Source organism: Pseudomonas sp. Sample_14 (assembly GCF_004307515.1).
GTDB lineage: Bacteria > Pseudomonadota > Gammaproteobacteria > Pseudomonadales > Pseudomonadaceae > Aquipseudomonas > Aquipseudomonas atacamensis.
This window is the reverse complement of sequence record NZ_RCOC01000057.1, coordinates 25,057-40,723: the sequence shown is the minus strand read 5'-3', so window position 1 is coordinate 40,723 and position 15,667 is coordinate 25,057. Positions and strand designations below refer to the sequence as shown.

Here is a 15,667-nt window from a genome sequence, read left to right as displayed (position 1 = left end):
ATGAGCCGCAAACAGCAATTGCTCAAGCGCCATCGACGCAACAAGCGCGTGGCTATGTTGGTCGCGCTGGCCGCCATCATCGCGCTGAGCGTGCTGGTCGTCTGGTGGCTGGCGCCGGTGTTGCTGATTGGCGGCTGGATCGCCCATGAAGCGTGGTTTGCCGATCATCTGTTCTACGCGCCCGGCGACGATTACCAATACAGCATCCCGCCCTATACGCCGCAGCCGAAGGTTCATCTGCACGGCGAGCAGTTGCGTCTGGATGAAGGTGTGATGCTGGCCGATGACGCTACGCTGATCCTGGCGGTGCAGGTCAGAAGCACATGGCTGGGGCGCTTTCTCGATCCTTGTATCGCGTTGTCGGGCGGCGCCAATCCTGACGTGCAAACCTTTGAGCGCGGTGTCGGCGGCCTGCGCTACCTCAACCTCAGCGGTCAGGCGCAAGCATTGTCCGAAGGAGTATTGCGTCTGCGCGGCCGTTTCTGTCGAGTGTCGGGCGAGCCTGTGCTGTGGGCGCTGGAACACGCTGATTATCGTCGCCAGCGGGTCATGGTCATTGCCCCTCACGCGGATGATGCGGAGCTGGCGGCGTTCGGCTTGTACAGTCAGGCCGATGAAGCCTGGATCGTTACCCTGACTGCTGGTGAAATCGAGGCCGAACACTATCAGCAGATGGGCATGAGCAAGGTCGAAGCCGCGCGGCTGAAGGGACGTTTGCGCGCCTGGGACAGCCTCACCGTGCCGCAATGGGCCGGTGTCCCCCAGGAACGCTGCGTGCAGTTCGGGTATTTCTGCCTGCAACTGGCCGCGATGCGTGACAGGCCGGATCTACCTGTGGGCTCGCGCGAAGCGGACTTGAGCGATACCCGCCTGTTCCGTCAATTCAATCCATTTGTGCTCCCGGGGGACGCCGATGGCGCGCCGACCTGGAACAATCTGCTGGCCGATCTGCGCGAAACGATGCTGCGCGCTCGTCCGGACGTCATCGTGCTGCCGCATCCGGCGCTCGACCCGCATCCTGACCACATCTGCGCGCAGCAGGCTGTGCTTGAAGTGTTGAAAGGTCTGGACTGGCAGCCGACACTGCTCGGTTATGCCAACCACCTGCACGATAACGACCGGTGGCCGATGGGTAATAGTGGGGATGGCGTGGCTCTGCCGCCAGCCTTTGATGCTGGCGTGCCGGTGCAGCCTGTATGTCTGGCGTTGTCCGCAGAGCAGCAGCGTGACAAAGCCATGGCCCTGGGCATGATGCATGACTTGCAGCCGCCTGCGCCGTTCAAGCGTCGCTTGCGTCGCAGCTTGCAGCGATTGCTGGCTGGACGCTCCGGTTCGCCTTATGGCGAAAACGAATTTTTCCGCAAGGCGGTTCGGCGACATGAACTGTTCTGGCGTTTGTAACGACACAGGCGCCCGCGCAAGACTTTCTTGCGGGCGGGCATGTTCAGGTTTGCTCGGGTTGCTGTTGCGGCAAGGAAGACAATGAAAGTTCTATTTCTGGTGCAGAAAGATCAACGGGCCATTCTCGATCGGTTGTACGAGGGTGTCGCCGCCCATTGTGAGTGCGATCTGCGCTGGTTGAGCGGTGACGAGCAGCGCAATCTGCGTCGATACTTTCGCCGCGAAGTAGACGTTTCCCGCTATGACCGCATCGTGTTTTTCCTGCGCTTCAAGCAGGAGATCCGGCAGGTCGGATTTATTCGCACCATCCCCAATCTGGTGATTCTGGAGCACGACGCCTATCAGAATTACATCCCCTGCAAGTACACCGGCAAGTTCAGTGCGCACTATCGGCGTTTGCCGTGGGCACGCGTGATCAGTTCCGGTTTCGTGGTGGCCGAGCGCCTGCGCTCGGAGGGCTTCGACGCCGTGTTCGTGCCCAAGGGCTACGATCAGACGCAATTGCAGGACCTGGGGCGCGAGCGGGATATCGAACTTGCCTTCGTCGGCAGTACCAACAGTGTGGCCTACAGCGGCCGCAAGGCACTGCTGGATGAATTGGGCCAGGTCGAGCCGCTGCTGGTGACGCGGACCAAGTCCGGGGCTGAATACCTGGAAACGCTCAACCGTATCCGCTTTTTTGTCAGCGCGGACGTGGGCATGGGCGAGTTCATGATCAAGAACTTCGAAGCCATGGCTTGCGGCTGCGTCCTGCTGGCCTATGATCAAGGCGCCGCCGAAGCTGCGGCGCTGGGTTTGCAGGACATGCACAACGTGGTGTTCTATCAGACGATCGCGCAGTTGCAGGAAAAGCTGGCCACGCTGCGCGAGGATCCGCAACTGGCGCAACGCATCGCTGACAACGGTCGCGAACTGGCGGTGGAGCAGTTCAGCTTCGCGCGGATCGGTCAGCGCATCGTTGAAGAACTTGAGCCACCGCTGCGTGAGCGGGCGCCGCTGAGTCTGCTGGAAAAAATCCGCCTGAAAGTGGGCATTTGACAAGTGTCATATAGCCAGTGATATTGCTGGCGACTTCTGATTAACGAGATTTCGGTGCAATTTTCCAAAGAAAGCCAGATTACATTGGTGGTTACCAGCTGCGGTCGACTCGATCTGCTCAAGGCCACTCTCGATAGCTTCGACCGGTACAACACGGCACCCATTCGTGAAGTGTTCATCACCGAAGATGCCGGCGACGAAGGCGTTGCCGGGATTCTGCCTGCTCACTGGAAAGAGCATTGCACGGTCTTCGTCAATCGTCCGAAGCTGGGCCAGTTGGCATCGATCGACCTGGCCTACGGGCAGGTCAGCACACCCTATATCTTTCATTGCGAAGACGACTGGGAGTTCTACCGTCCAGGGTTCGTCGAAGACTCGATGACCGTTCTGCAGGCCCGGCCGGAAATTCTGCAGATCTGGTTGCGCAGCTATAATCACGATCTGCGGGTTCACAGTCCTTACATCCATTTGGGCGCGCGCGAGATTGTCGATGGCGTTGCGTGTTATCCGCTGATTTCCGACAAGCCGGAGTGGCAGGGGTTCTCGCTGAACCCTGGGTTGCGTCGACTTGAGGACTATCGGTTGTGTGCGCCTTTCGCCGGCCATGGTGGCGAGAAGGCCTTGTCACAGCGCTACTCACAACTGAACAGGGACGCCTTGATACTCGAGGCAGACGCGGTCATGCACACCGGTTTCGGTCTGCATGTGCAAACGGATGTCGAGCGTGAACGCAAAGCGCGCCGCAATCGCCGCGAACAGATCAAATTTGCCTTGTTTCTGTTGCTGGGAGTCTGCATTGGCTGGTTCATCAACTGAGTTCGAGTACCGCGCAGCTTGTCCCCGCAAATCCGTGCAACGGCTTTCTGCCCTATGAATATTCTCAATATCATGTGGGCCGGTGGCGCTCCGTTCGCATCAATCCATAAAGTGCATCAGCAGATACTCTCTCAGGCTGCGCCGTCGGCGGTGGTCAAAACCTGGCTCCTCCAGGGGCAGGGAGCCGAGTGCGGCGTGGATGTCGGTGAGGTCCGGGAGTGGCGGTTATCGTCAGCCCGCCTGAAGGGCCGGCATTTCTGGCGTTTGGCCAAACCCGTGATGCGGGCGAGGTTTCGCCAGGCGCTCGTGGACAGTGACGCTCGATTGCTGCTGCTGGACGGCATGGGTGTCGCACGCACGTTGTTACCGGTCCTCAAGAAACTGCCGCATATCCGCGCGGTAGTGATCTTCCACGGTTCGGCGCGTTTGAATGCCGGCGACCAGGCTCTATTCCAGGCAATCCCTGCGTCCCGACTGACATTGGTTGCCGTCTCCAGCACCCTTGCCGATTCACTGGCCCGCGATCTGCAGATGCCTGTCACCGCGCTGCGAAGTGCGTTCGATCCTGAGGCGTTTCGCGCTGACCTGTTCACCCGCGAGCAAGCCCGGACACGGCTGGGTTTGCCGCAAGGCGATACGCCAGTATTGGGCGCGGTAGGGCGGCTGGTCTCCGAGAAGGGTTTCGGCTATCTGCTGGATGCCTTTGCCGCAGCACTCGACACCCGCCCGGACTTGCGCCTGGTCATTGTTGGCGAAGGCTCCAAACGCGCGGCGCTGGAGCAGCGCATCGACGCGCTTGGCTTACAGGAGAAGGTCTTGCTGACCGGCCATCTGAACGAAGCAGCGCAGCTTTATCGTGCGTTCGACTGGGTGGCCATCCCTTCGCTGGAAGAGGGCCTGGGTCTGGTCATGCAGGAAGCGGTGATGGCCGGCGTACCGGTGCTGTGCAGCGATCTGGAGGTGTTCAGCGAACAGCTGGGCAGCGCCGGCTGGTATGCGCCGGTCAATGACACGAAAGCCTGGGCCGAGGCCATCGACCGCGCCTTCAATGCCTCATCTCAAGCGATCAATGCCGAGCAGTACCGGATGCTTGCACCGGACGGGGCCTGGTCGAGCTTCAGCCAGGCTGCCCGCGCATTGTTTTCATGACGACAAGACCGCGCGCTCAAGTGCCTGCATCGGAAAGCTGTCGTTCAGCTTTTCGCGCGCAATATAGCGGGCGAAATGTTGCAGGTTGCGTTTGATCAAGCGCTTAGGCAACGGTCCGCGGGTGAAGCGCATGTCGGCGACATCGATCAGGCCCATGCGGTTGTCTGGCGTGACCACGATGTTGCCAAGATGCAGGGAGCGGAAATAGATGCCCGAACGATGCAGGCTGCGTATCAGGGCGGCGAGGTCCGGCAAAGCCTGCTTCCACTCGAACCCTTGTTTGCTGGCGATCTGACGCAGCGTCTGCCCTGGCAGAGGCTCATACAGCACGGCGGTCATGCCTGGTTTTTCAAGGCGAAAGAACTTGAGGATCTGCAAGGTCGGTACGCCGAGTTTTTGCAGCTCGACGGCATTGTCGATGAACCGCTTCGAATAGGGGCGCAGCAGAGCGGATGAAAAAAACCGCTTGCGACGGAACAGTTTGAGAATTTTTCCATCTTGCAGCAGGTAGACTTTCGGCCCGTAGCTGTCCGCTTCCAGCACTTTGGCAGCGTCGATCATTTGGTCTAGAGCGGCTTGGGAGAGCCGGGAGCATCGCATCGTAGGAAGCCTTGTCGAAAGTGCGGGGTGTAGTAGCGGGCAATGATGCCGAAAAGTTTCGATTTTAACCATGCCGCGTCGCATGGGCGAACCCTTGTCAGGAGCAGATTGATGCAGGAAACACGCTGGGCGCAACTATGGATGGCGACGGGGCTCTTGTGGTTTTTACTGGCCATTGCCTTAGCGCCCACCAACAAGGTTTACCAGCAGGGGCTGGTCGCTCTCGTCTGGTTGCCGGCGCTAGTGCTGGGCTGGTCTGCGCGGCACCGCGTCAGGGAAGTGCTTTACGAGCAACGCTGGATCTACCTGCCGTTGCTCGGATTGCTGGTCTGGTCGCTGATCAGTCTGGCATGGACAAACGCACCGGAAACGGGTCGCGAGGCCAAGCGTCTGTTGTACATCGTGGTGTTCCTGCTGTTTTTTCCGGTGTTTGCCAGCGGACGCCCCGAGCGGTTGATTCGCCTGATGCAGTGGGGCGGGCTGGGATTGGCGGTGACGGCGCTGGTGGCGATTGTCAGGTTCTACGTCATTGACGGCAACGCCTGGTCTGCGCGGGTGGAAGGTCTGGGTGAACTGGCGCATCCGATCCTCGGCGGCTATGTCATCGGCCTCGCGGCCGTGTGGCTGGCCCTGTGGGCGCCGCGTGATTTGATGCGGCAAGGGATCTGGGCGCTGGCGTTGACGGTGCTGGTTGTTTTTGTCCTGATGAGTCAGAGCCGCGGTGCGGCGTTGGCGCTGTTTCTGACCATCCTGGCCATGCCGATCTGGTGCCGTGACCGCCACAGCCGAATCGTCGCAGCCGTGGCACTGGTGGTGGCGATTGCGGCGCTGTGGCTGTTCGAGCCGTTGGTGCTGGCGCGCGGGGTCTCGTATCGTCCGCAGATTCTGATGGCTTCTCTGGATATGATCGCCAAGCACCCCTGGGGCGGGCTGGGTCTGGGTGGGGACTATCGGGTGCTCTGGTCTGGAATGACCTTCGATCACGCCCACAACCTGTTCACCCATGTCGCGATCGTGCTGGGTCTGCCGGGACTGCTGTTATGGTCTGCCGTCTGGTTCGGCGTGATTTTCCAGGCGTGGAAAGTTCGGGAAACGCTGTATGCCCGCGGTGTTATCGGTATCTGGCTGTTCTCGACACTGGCGATGCAGTTCGACGCTGCCAGCCTCACCGGCACCCCGCGCGCCGAGTGGTTCATCAGCTGGCTGCCGTTGGGGCTTGCCAGCGTTTTGGTATGGGCGCGGGCCAATGGCGGCGCTTGTGATAAAATTTCGCGTTCTTCTTAACCAGTGAGCTCTACGATGACTGACGCACCGCCCAAAGCGGAACAGGAATCCAGCCTGAAAATCTACTTTCGGCTGTTGGGGTACGTAAAACCCTATATCGGTCTTTTCCTGCTGAGTATCGTGGGCTTCGTGATCTTTGCTTCCACGCAACCGATGCTGGCCGGGATTCTCAAGTATTTTGTCGATGGCCTGAGCAATCCCGAAGCGGTGCTCTTCCCCAATGTGCCTTATCTGCGAGACGTGCAGCTGTTGATGGCTGTGCCGTTGCTGATCATTTTGATCGCAGCGTGGCAGGGCCTTGGCTCGTTTCTCGGCAACTATTACCTGGCGAGGGTTTCGTTGGGGCTGGTGCATGACCTGCGTATCGAATTGTTCAACAAACTGTTGGTACTGCCCAACCGCTATTTCGATACCCACAACTCGGGTCATCTGATCTCGCGCATCACCTTCAACGTGACCATGGTCACCGGCGCCGCCACCGATGCCATCAAAGTGGTGATCCGCGAAGGCCTGACCGTGGTTTTCCTGTTCGCCTATCTGCTCTGGATGAACTGGAAGCTGACCTTGGTGATGCTGGCGATCCTGCCTGTGATCGCGTTCATGGTCGGCAACACCAGCAAGAAATTCCGCAAGCAGAGCAAGAAGATTCAAGTGGCAATGGGCGATGTCACCCATGTCGCCTCCGAAACCATTCAAGGCTATCGCGTCGTGCGCAGTTTTGGTGGCGAGGCTTATGAGCAGCAGCGTTTTGCGGCGGCCAGTCAGAGCAACACCGACAAACAGTTGCGCATGACCAAGACTGGCGCCGTGTATACGCCGATGCTGCAGCTGGTGATCTACACCGCCATGGCCGTGCTGATGTTCCTGGTGTTGTTCCTGCGCGGTGATGCAACGGCCGGTGATCTGGTCGCGTACATCACGGCAGCAGGTTTGCTGCCGAAGCCGATCCGGCAATTGTCCGAAGTCAGCTCGACCATTCAGAAAGGCGTGGCCGGTGCTGAAAGCATTTTCGAGCAACTCGACGTTGAACCGGAAATCGATACCGGCACGATCGAGCGTGATCGGGTCAGTGGCCACCTGGCGGTGAACAACCTCAGCTTCACTTACCCGGGCACCGAACGGGAAGTGCTGAAAAACATCAGCTTCACCGCGTCACCAGGTCAGATGATCGCACTGGTCGGGCGTTCCGGCAGCGGCAAATCGACGCTGGCCAGTCTCATTCCGCGCTTCTATCACCACGAGACCGGCGAAATTCTGCTCGATGATGTCGAGATCGAAGATTATCGCCTGCGCAATCTGCGCCGCCATGTAGCGCAAGTGACCCAGCACGTGACGCTGTTCAACGACACCATCGCCAACAACATCGCTTACGGCGATCTTGCAGGCGCGCCTCGCGAAGATATCGAGAAAGCCGCCAGGGATGCATTTGCCATGGACTTCATCGCGCAGATGCCTCAAGGCCTGGATACCCAGGTGGGCGAGAACGGTGTGTTGTTGTCTGGTGGCCAGCGTCAGCGTCTGGCGATTGCCCGGGCGCTGTTGAAAAACGCCCCGCTGCTGATCCTCGACGAAGCGACTTCGGCCCTTGATACCGAGTCCGAGCGGCACATTCAGGCAGCACTCGACCATGTCATGAAAGGCCGCACCACGCTGGTCATTGCCCACCGTTTGTCGACCATCGAGAAGGCCGATCTGATCCTCGTCATGGATCAGGGCGAGATCGTCGAACGCGGCACTCATGCCCAATTGCTTGCTCACAATGGCTATTACGCGCGGTTGCATGCGATGGGGCTGGATGCTCCGGCCGAAGACATTGCCTGATCTGCGGACCAGGGTGAGCCAGCCTCACCCTCGTGTATTCCCGGTGCGCGCGATCCTGTTAATATCGCGCCCCTGTTCATTTTGTATGTGGGTTGCTCCATGAAATTGTCGATGCCGCGATTCGATCAAGCCCCTGTCTTGGTGGTCGGCGATGTCATGCTCGACCGTTACTGGCATGGCGGAACCTCACGGATTTCCCCTGAGGCACCGGTGCCGGTGGTCAAGGTCGAGCAGATCGAAGATCGCCCGGGCGGTGCCGCCAACGTGGCGCTCAACATTGCCGCGCTGGGTGCACCGGCATCACTGGTGGGCGTGACCGGCGATGACGAAGCCGCCGACAGCCTGAGCAACAGTCTCAAGGGCGCCGGCGTGCGCGCCTTGTTCCAGCGCATCGCGCACCAGCCGACCATCGTCAAGCTGCGGGTCATGAGCCGGCATCAGCAACTGCTGCGTATCGATTTCGAAGAGGTGTTCGCCACCGATGCGCTGGCACTGGCCGCGCAGGTCGACGAACTGCTGGAAGGCATCAAGGTGCTGGTGCTGTCGGATTACGGCAAAGGTGCGCTGAAGAATCATCAGACGCTGATCCAGGCCGCCCGTGCCAAAGGCATTCCGGTGCTGGCCGATCCCAAGGGCAAGGATTTTTCGATCTACCGCGGTGCCAGCCTGATCACGCCGAACCTCAGCGAGTTCGAAACCATCGTCGGTGGTTGCGCCGATGAGCACGAACTGGTGAGCAAGGGTGCCGTCCTGATGCAGGACCTCGACCTTGGCGCACTGCTGGTGACCCGCGGCGAACACGGCATGACCTTGTTGCGCCCGGATCATCCGGCGTTGCACCTGCCGGCCCGCGCCCGCGAAGTGTTCGACGTGACCGGTGCCGGCGATACGGTGATTTCGACATTGGCGGCAGCCATTGCCGCTGGCGAAGAACTGCCGCACGCCGTGGCGCTGGCCAATCTGGCAGCAGGTATCGTCGTCGGCAAGCTCGGTACAGCAGCGATCAGCGCCCCGGAGCTGCGCCGCGCCATTCAGCGCGAAGAAGGTTCGGAGCGAGGTGTGCTGGGTCTTGAGCAACTACTGCTGGCGGTTGACGATGCCCGTGCGCACAACGAGCGGATTGTCTTCACCAATGGCTGCTTCGACATCCTCCATGCCGGCCACGTGACCTATCTGGAGCAGGCCCGCGCTCAAGGCGATCGTCTGATCGTCGCGGTCAACGATGACGCCTCGGTCAGCCGCCTGAAAGGCCCAGGCCGGCCGATCAACAGCGTTGACCGACGCATGGCGGTACTCGCCGGTCTCGGCGCGGTGGACTGGGTGATCAGCTTCTCTGAAGGCACGCCGGAAAACCTGCTGCGCGAGGTCAAGCCGGATGTGTTGGTCAAGGGTGGCGATTACGGCATCGATCAGGTAGTCGGCGCCGATATCGTCACCGCCTACGGCGGCACGGTGAAAGTGCTGGGGCTGGTGGAAAACAGCTCGACCACAGCAATCGTGGAAAAGATCCGCGGCCAATAAGCTCAAGAGATCGCAGCCTGCGCCAGCGCCTGCACAATTCTGTTCAGGCGCTGGCGCAGGCTGCGATCTTTTTGCTTTTCAGGAATTCACTTTCTTGCGCGGTACGATTTTCTTCAGCAACTGCCTGGCCTTGCCGCGCAGGCGGGCCAGTCCAGTGGCCTTCTCCGCTGGCGTCAGGCCCTGTTGGCGCAACCAGTCCTTCCAGCGAATCCGCTCATCGCGCACCAGCCAGCCATCCTGGCGGGCAAAGCTTTCAGCCAGATACAGACCGCGCGTACTCGCCGGATACAGCTGATCCTTTTTCAGGGTATACAACTCAGGCAGCGGCTGACCGTCGTGCAATGGCATCAAATACAGGTCAGGCCGTTTGCGATCGAGCCGCGCCACCAGTTGATCACCTTCCAGGCGCTCGTCGACATGAAACAGGCTCAAGGACTTCGCCTCTTTGGGTACGTCCAGGCGCAGGTCATAGATCAATTGCAATGACGCCGTCGGCAAATGCACGTAGGCCCGTGGCCGCTCCAGCAATTGCAGGTTGGCGCAGCGCACCGGCCGTGCTGAACCGGAGAGCGGTGTCAGGCGAAACGGCAGCGCTTCGCGGTAATGCAGCGCAGCGGAGTAGGGCGCCGGCAACCAGGTGTCATTGAAACGCCCACCGAGCCAGCCTTCCGGGGTTTCCAGCAGGCACTCTTCGGCAATTTCCTGAATTGCTGTGTGCAGCGGAATATTCAATTCGTGGGCCGGCACGTAGCCGGAAATCAGCTTCAGTACCACGTCGCCGCGATCCTGGCGACGCTGGCGCACCAGCACCCAGTAATCGCGATTCTGCCAATGCAGGGTCAGGCGCACGGACACGCCGAGGTTGGCCAGCTCCAGGGCAAAGCGTTCGCTGTCTGCAACGCTGACCGGTTTGCGCCGTTGCAGGGTCTGGGCGAAGTTCAGCGGCATGCCGACGCTCTGGTAGCTCAGGCCTTCGGGCGTGGCTTCGACGAACAGCGGCAGCGTCTTGAAGTTGCTCGGGTTCTTGCGGATGAGCGTGCGCGGCATATCGGCTCCTGGCTTAAGGCCGCGGGGCGGCGTCAGTGACTACGCAGGACCTGGGCAACGGTCGCTACGTTATGGGCGAGGTGCAGCGGATTGATTGTGCCGACAATAGCACTGGCAACGCCGGGATGAGTGAACAGCAACTCGAAGCTGGCGCGCACCGGATCGACTCCCGGACTCAGACAGACATGACCGCTGGCCAAGGCTTTTTTCACCAGAATGGCTTTGCCGTGGGCAGCAGCATAGTCAATGACCGCCTTTTCGTTTTGTTCGTTCAGATTGTAGGTGACCATCGCGCAGTCGCCTTGCTCCAGCGCTTTCAGCCCACCTTCGACGGTTTTCCCGGAAAAACCGAAGCCGCGAATCTTGCCCTCGGCCTTCAGCGCCGCGAGGGTGGCGTAGACCTCTTCGTGCTCAAGGATGGCCATGTCGTTGCCGTCCGAGTGCACGAGGACCAGATCGATGAAATCCGTTTCCAGACGTTGCAGGCTGCGCTCGACCGACATTCGCGTGTGCGTAGCGCTGAAGTCGTGGCGCGACACGCCATCGGCAAACTCTTCGCCGACCTTGCTGACAATCACCCAATCCTGTCGCTGGCCGCGTAGCAGCGGGCCGAGGCGTTCTTCGCTGCGACCATAGGCCGGTGCGGTGTCGATCAGGTTGATGCCCAGATCCCGCGCCTGGCGCAGCAGCAGGCGCGCCTCGTCGTCGCCGGGAATCTGAAAGCCGTTGGGGTATTTCACCCCTTGATCGCGGCCGAGTTTGACTGTGCCCAGACCCAGCGGCGACACCGACAGGCCGGTGCTGCCCAGCGGGCGATGCAGTTCGTGCAGAGTGGCGATGCTCATGGCAGCAGTTGCTCCCACGCGGGTACACCGAGCGGCGGTTTCGGCAGCGGCGGCAGCGGTTCAGTCACCTGCGGCTGGATGCCGTCGCGTTGCAGCGAGGCGATAACGCGGTCGGCGAAGTCCGGCGCCAGTGCCAGTTTGGTCGGCCAGCCGACGAGCAAGCGACCTTCCTCGGCGAGGAAAGCGTTGTCCGGGCGGGTCAGGCCGGTTTGCAGCGGCTCGGCGCGATCGACGCGCAGGGTCGCCCATTGCGTTGTGCTGAGGTCGATCCACGGCAGCAGCTGGGCGATTTCCTTTTGCGCGGTGGCGATCTGTTCGGCCGGCTCGCGGGCCACGCCTTCGCTTTCGGCGATGTCGCCGCCCATGTACCAGACCCACTGGCCGTCAGCGGCCGGGTGCGTGGTCACGGTGATGCGCGGCTTGGTGCCGCCGCCCAGGCAGTGCGCGTATAACGGTTTCAAGCCGGGGCCCTTGGCGAGGATCATGTGCAGTGGTCGGCGCTGCATGGCCGGACGACTGAGGCCCAACGCTTCGAGCAGTTCGGCAGTGCCGGCGCCAGCACTGAGGACGATGCGCTGGGCGCGGATCTCACGCCCATCGACTTTCAGGCCGACCAGCACGCCGGCTTCCAGCAGCGGTTCGATGACCTGCCCGGCGAGCAGACCGTCACCGGCCAACTCGGCCAGGCGCTGGATCAGGCTCGGGACATCCACCACCAGTTCGGCGAGGCGATAGACTTTGCCCTTGAAGCGCTTGTCTTGCAGGGCCAGCGGCAGCTCGTCGCCCTTGACCTGATCGACCCGGCCACGCACGGCTTTGCTGGCGAAGAAACTGGTCAGGTTGCCGGCCAGCGTGCCCGGCGACCACAGGTAATGCGCTTCGGACAGCAGGCGCACGCCGGACAGATCCAGCTCGCCCGTGCCGGCCAGCGCCTCGCGCCAGCGGCGCGGCATGTCGGCGATGGCTTCCGAGGCGCCCGTCAGCGCACCGTGCAGCGCGTACTTGGCGCCGCCATGGATGATGCCCTGGGATTTGACACTCTGCCCGCCACCGAGGCTGGCGCTTTCCACCAGCACGGTCGAAAAACCCTGACCGCGCAGGCGCGCATTCAGCCAGAGGCCGGCGACACCAGCGCCGACAATCAGAACGTCGGTGGAAATAACGGATGGCATGCAGCGACCTCAGTGTTCAAGACGAGGGCGCAGTATACAGACTCGGGAAAAGGGCGGATTTGTCGATGATCAATGCGCCGAATGCAAATCCAGATGTGGGAGCGAGCCTGCTCGCGAATGGGGAGTGTCAGATGACCATGATGTATCTGACCCAATGCCTTCGCGAGCAGGCTCGCTCCCACAAGTAATGGGTTGATCTCAGTGCCCGGCAGTTTTCGAAAACAGCTGAATCACAACGACCCCCAGCACGATCAACGCCATCCCCAGCATCGCTGGTACGTCGAGCTTCTGCCCGTAAATGAACAGAGCGGCGACGCTGACCATGACAATGCCCATCCCCGCCCAGACCGCGTAGGCAACGCCCACCGGTACGGTGCGCACCACCAGCGTCAGCATCCAGAATGCGATCCCATAGCCGACAATCACCAGAATCAACGGCAGCGGCGTGCTGAAGCCCTTGACCGCTTTCATCGAAACGGTGGCGATCACTTCGGCGCAGATGGCGATGGCCAGATAGACGTAGGCGTTCATGGTTTCGATCCTCAAATAAATCGTTGCTTGCTGAGGTGACATTCTAGGGACTGCTCAGATGGGGTAAAGTCATTACCTATCTGTTCTGAAGATGGGTTGGTAGCAAGCATGCAATGGAATCTCGAGCAGCTGCGGGTATTTGTCGACGTTGCAGAACAGCGATCGTTTTCCGCCGTGGCACGTCGACAACGTAAGGCGCAATCGGCAATCAGCAGTGCTGTTGCGATGCTCGAAGAGGATTTGGGCGTGAGCCTGTTCGAACGCAGCAGCGGTCGGCAGCCGATGCTCACCGAGGCGGGTGCGGCGTTGCTGGAAGAGGCGCGGGAAGTGTTGCGCCAGTGCGAGCGCCTCAACGGCAGGGCCATGGCGATGCTGCGCGGTCAGGAGGCGCAGTTGCGAGTGGCTCAGGACGAGGCGATGCCGTATCAGGCGCTGGTGGAAAGTTTCGGTGAACTGGCCGAGCAGTTTCCCAGCCTGGAAGTGCAACTGACCAGCGCCGCCCAAGGTGAAGTTGCGCGCAAACTGGTCGAACGTCGCGCCGACCTCGGCCTGCTGTTCTATCACGATGAAATCCCCGAAGCCCTTGAGCGCCGCGTGCTGGGTCGAGTGGAAATGGTCACGGTCTGCGGTGTCAATCATCCGCTGGCGCAGCAGGCCTACGTGACCTGCCAGCAACTGGCGCAGCACCGGCAATTGCTGATGTCTACGCAGACCAGCGTCTATCCCGGCAATGAGCCGGCCAGCCCGCAGGTGTGGCGCGCGGACAGTTTTTATGTGATGTCCGAATGGCTGGTGCGCGATCTCGGCTGGGCGTGGTTGCCGCGCCACGTTGTGCAGTACTCGGCGTATCAGGGCCAAATGGTTGAACTCGATAGCGAATGGACGCCGCCGGCGTTGGTGGTGGAACTGGTCTGGCGTCGCGACGAACCGCTCGGCCCGGCCGCGCGCTGGCTGGCGGAACGTTTTGCCGTGCACTTGCGGGCGATCGGCGACAAAAGCCGATAAACTCCGCCGCCATGAATAGAACTCTCTACACCGCGCTGTTTTACCTGGGGCTGCCATTGGTGGCGATTCGGCTGTGGCTGCGCGCGCGCAAGGCGCCGGCGTATGCCAAGCGCATTGGCGAGCGCTTTACTCTTGGCATGCCGACCTTGCAGCCCGGTGGCATTTGGGTGCACGCGGTATCGGTGGGCGAAAGCATTGCCGCCGCGCCGATGATCCGTGCGCTGCTGGAACGCTATCCGGCGCTGCCGATCACCGTGACCTGCATGACCCCGACCGGTTCGGAGCGGATTCAGGCACTGTTCGCCAACGAGGCGCGCATTCAACACTGCTATCTGCCGTATGACTTGCCTTGTGCGGCGGCGCGTTTTCTTGATCGCGTGCAGCCGAAACTTGCGGTGATCATGGAAACCGAGCTGTGGCCCAACCACATTCATCAGTGTGCCAAGCGCGGAATTCCGGTGGCGCTGGCCAATGGGCGGTTGTCGCAGCGTTCCGCCAAAGGCTATGGCCGCTTCAGCAAACTCACCGCGCCTATGCTTGCCGAGATGAGCCTGTTGGCGGTGCAGACCGAAGCCGAGGCCCAGCGCTTCCGCGATCTCGGCGCGCGTTCGGAAGCCGTTGACGTCACCGGTTCGATCAAGTTCGACCTGACCATCGACCCGCAACTGTTGCAGCGTGCTACCGAATTGCGTAGCCAATGGCAGGCGCTGGAGCGTCCCGTGTGGATCGCCGCGAGCACTCACGAAGGCGAAGACGAAGTGGTGCTCGACGCTCATCGTCGCCTGTTGGCCAATCATCCGGATGCATTATTGATTCTGGTGCCGCGTCATCCGGAGCGCTTCAATTCGGTGTTCGAGCTGTGCCAGCGCGAAGGTTTCGCCACGGTACGTCGCTCGACCGGGGCCAATGTCGATGTGCAGACGAGCGTGCTGCTTGGCGACACCATGGGCGAGTTGCTGTTTCTCTATGCCCTGGCCGACAGCGCATTTGTCGGCGGCAGTCTGGTGCCGAATGGCGGGCACAACCTGCTCGAACCCGCCGCGCTGGCGAAACCGGTACTCAGCGGCCCACACCTGTTCAACTTCCTCGACATCGCCGCGCAACTGCGCGAAGCCGGGGCATTGGCCGAAGTGGATGATGCTGAAGGCCTCGCAGTCGAGGTGCAGCGCTTGTTCGAACTGCCGCGTGATGCGCAGCGCATGGCCGAGGCCGGGCTGGCGGTGATGCGGCGCAATCAGGGCGCATTGCAGCGGCTGCTGGATGGTTTGGCGCGGCTGATCCAATAGTCGCCTGGAATATGACTGTGGTGAGGGGATTCATCCCCGCTGGGTTGCGAAGCAGCCCCAAAACCATTCAACACGGTGATTCAGTTAGATCTGGCAAGCAGGATTTACGACTGCTGCGCAGCCGGACGGGGATAAATCCCCTCACCACAGG

14 protein-coding genes are annotated in these 15,667 nt (G+C 61.0%); 9 read left to right on the top strand and 5 right to left on the bottom strand.

The window, feature by feature from the left end; all coding sequences use genetic code 11:
• The 4 genes from D8U61_RS12770 to D8U61_RS12755 all read left to right on the top strand — a co-directional run bounded on the left by D8U61_RS12770 (position 1) and on the right by D8U61_RS12755 (position 4,404).
• Positions 1 to 1,401 carry a PIG-L family deacetylase gene (locus D8U61_RS12770; protein ID WP_130927054.1) on the top strand — a complete coding sequence of 467 codons (1,401 nt, stop codon included), beginning with the start codon at positions 1 to 3 and terminating at the stop codon, positions 1,399 to 1,401.
• Between the two features lie 81 nt (positions 1,402 to 1,482).
• Entirely contained in the window at positions 1,483 to 2,439 is a 957-nt protein-coding gene (locus D8U61_RS12765; RefSeq protein ID WP_130902892.1) for a glycosyltransferase, read from the top strand.
• 54 nt (positions 2,440 to 2,493) lie between these two features.
• Positions 2,494 to 3,255, top strand: a complete 762-nt coding sequence (locus D8U61_RS12760; RefSeq protein WP_130902891.1) for a glycosyltransferase family 2 protein — start codon at positions 2,494 to 2,496, stop codon at positions 3,253 to 3,255.
• A 54-nt stretch (positions 3,256 to 3,309) separates the two neighbouring features.
• Positions 3,310 to 4,404, top strand: a complete 1,095-nt coding sequence (locus tag D8U61_RS12755) for a glycosyltransferase (RefSeq protein WP_125926291.1) — start codon at positions 3,310 to 3,312, stop codon at positions 4,402 to 4,404.
• Here D8U61_RS12755 and D8U61_RS12750 read toward each other — a convergent pair.
• On the bottom strand, positions 4,399 to 5,004 hold the full coding sequence (locus D8U61_RS12750; RefSeq protein WP_125926305.1) for a lipopolysaccharide kinase InaA family protein: 606 nt from the start codon (positions 5,002 to 5,004) through the stop codon (positions 4,399 to 4,401). The genes D8U61_RS12755 and D8U61_RS12750 overlap by 6 nt on opposite strands.
• A 111-nt stretch (positions 5,005 to 5,115) precedes the next feature.
• On the opposite strand from D8U61_RS12750, the gene D8U61_RS12745 reads away from it, so the two are divergent.
• The 3 genes from D8U61_RS12745 (at position 5,116) to hldE (ending at position 9,630) form a co-directional block, all read left to right on the top strand.
• Positions 5,116 to 6,288 carry an O-antigen ligase family protein gene (locus tag D8U61_RS12745; RefSeq protein ID WP_122611029.1) on the top strand — a complete coding sequence of 391 codons (1,173 nt, stop codon included), beginning with the start codon at positions 5,116 to 5,118 and terminating at the stop codon, positions 6,286 to 6,288.
• A 15-nt stretch (positions 6,289 to 6,303) separates the two neighbouring features.
• Positions 6,304 to 8,109, top strand: coding sequence for a lipid A export permease/ATP-binding protein MsbA (gene msbA, locus D8U61_RS12740; protein ID WP_016771984.1), 1,806 nt, complete (start codon positions 6,304 to 6,306; stop codon positions 8,107 to 8,109).
• A 99-nt stretch (positions 8,110 to 8,208) separates the two neighbouring features.
• Entirely contained in the window at positions 8,209 to 9,630 is a 1,422-nt protein-coding gene (gene hldE / locus D8U61_RS12735; protein ID WP_016771983.1) for a bifunctional D-glycero-beta-D-manno-heptose-7-phosphate kinase/D-glycero-beta-D-manno-heptose 1-phosphate adenylyltransferase HldE, read from the top strand.
• A gap of 78 nt (positions 9,631 to 9,708) precedes the next feature.
• On the opposite strand, the gene D8U61_RS12730 is transcribed toward hldE, so the two are convergent.
• From D8U61_RS12730 to D8U61_RS12715, 4 genes are all read right to left on the bottom strand, one after another.
• Entirely contained in the window at positions 9,709 to 10,677 is a 969-nt protein-coding gene (locus D8U61_RS12730; RefSeq protein WP_024011335.1) for a hypothetical protein, read from the bottom strand.
• Positions 10,678 to 10,709: 32 nt separating this feature from the next.
• Positions 10,710 to 11,522: an aldo/keto reductase gene (locus D8U61_RS12725; RefSeq protein ID WP_130927048.1), complete on the bottom strand. Its 813-nt coding sequence runs from the start codon at positions 11,520 to 11,522 to the stop codon at positions 10,710 to 10,712.
• Positions 11,519 to 12,694 (bottom strand): FAD-dependent oxidoreductase, encoded by a 1,176-nt coding sequence (locus D8U61_RS12720; protein ID WP_125926289.1) that lies wholly within the window; start codon positions 12,692 to 12,694, stop codon positions 11,519 to 11,521. The genes D8U61_RS12725 and D8U61_RS12720 overlap by 4 nt, the downstream gene beginning before the upstream one ends.
• Positions 12,695 to 12,892: 198 nt before the next feature.
• Positions 12,893 to 13,225, bottom strand: coding sequence for a multidrug efflux SMR transporter (locus D8U61_RS12715; RefSeq protein WP_016771980.1), 333 nt, complete (start codon positions 13,223 to 13,225; stop codon positions 12,893 to 12,895).
• Positions 13,226 to 13,333: 108 nt separating this feature from the next.
• Here D8U61_RS12715 and D8U61_RS12710 point away from each other — a divergent pair, with 108 nt between their 5' ends.
• Both D8U61_RS12710 and waaA read left to right on the top strand, forming a co-directional pair.
• Complete coding sequence (locus tag D8U61_RS12710; RefSeq protein WP_125926288.1) at positions 13,334 to 14,230, top strand: LysR family transcriptional regulator; 897 nt, start codon at positions 13,334 to 13,336, stop codon at positions 14,228 to 14,230.
• 11 nt (positions 14,231 to 14,241) lie between these two features.
• Positions 14,242 to 15,516, top strand: a complete 1,275-nt coding sequence (gene waaA, locus D8U61_RS12705) for a lipid IV(A) 3-deoxy-D-manno-octulosonic acid transferase (RefSeq protein WP_130902886.1) — start codon at positions 14,242 to 14,244, stop codon at positions 15,514 to 15,516.
• Positions 15,517 to 15,667 lie beyond the last annotated feature (151 nt).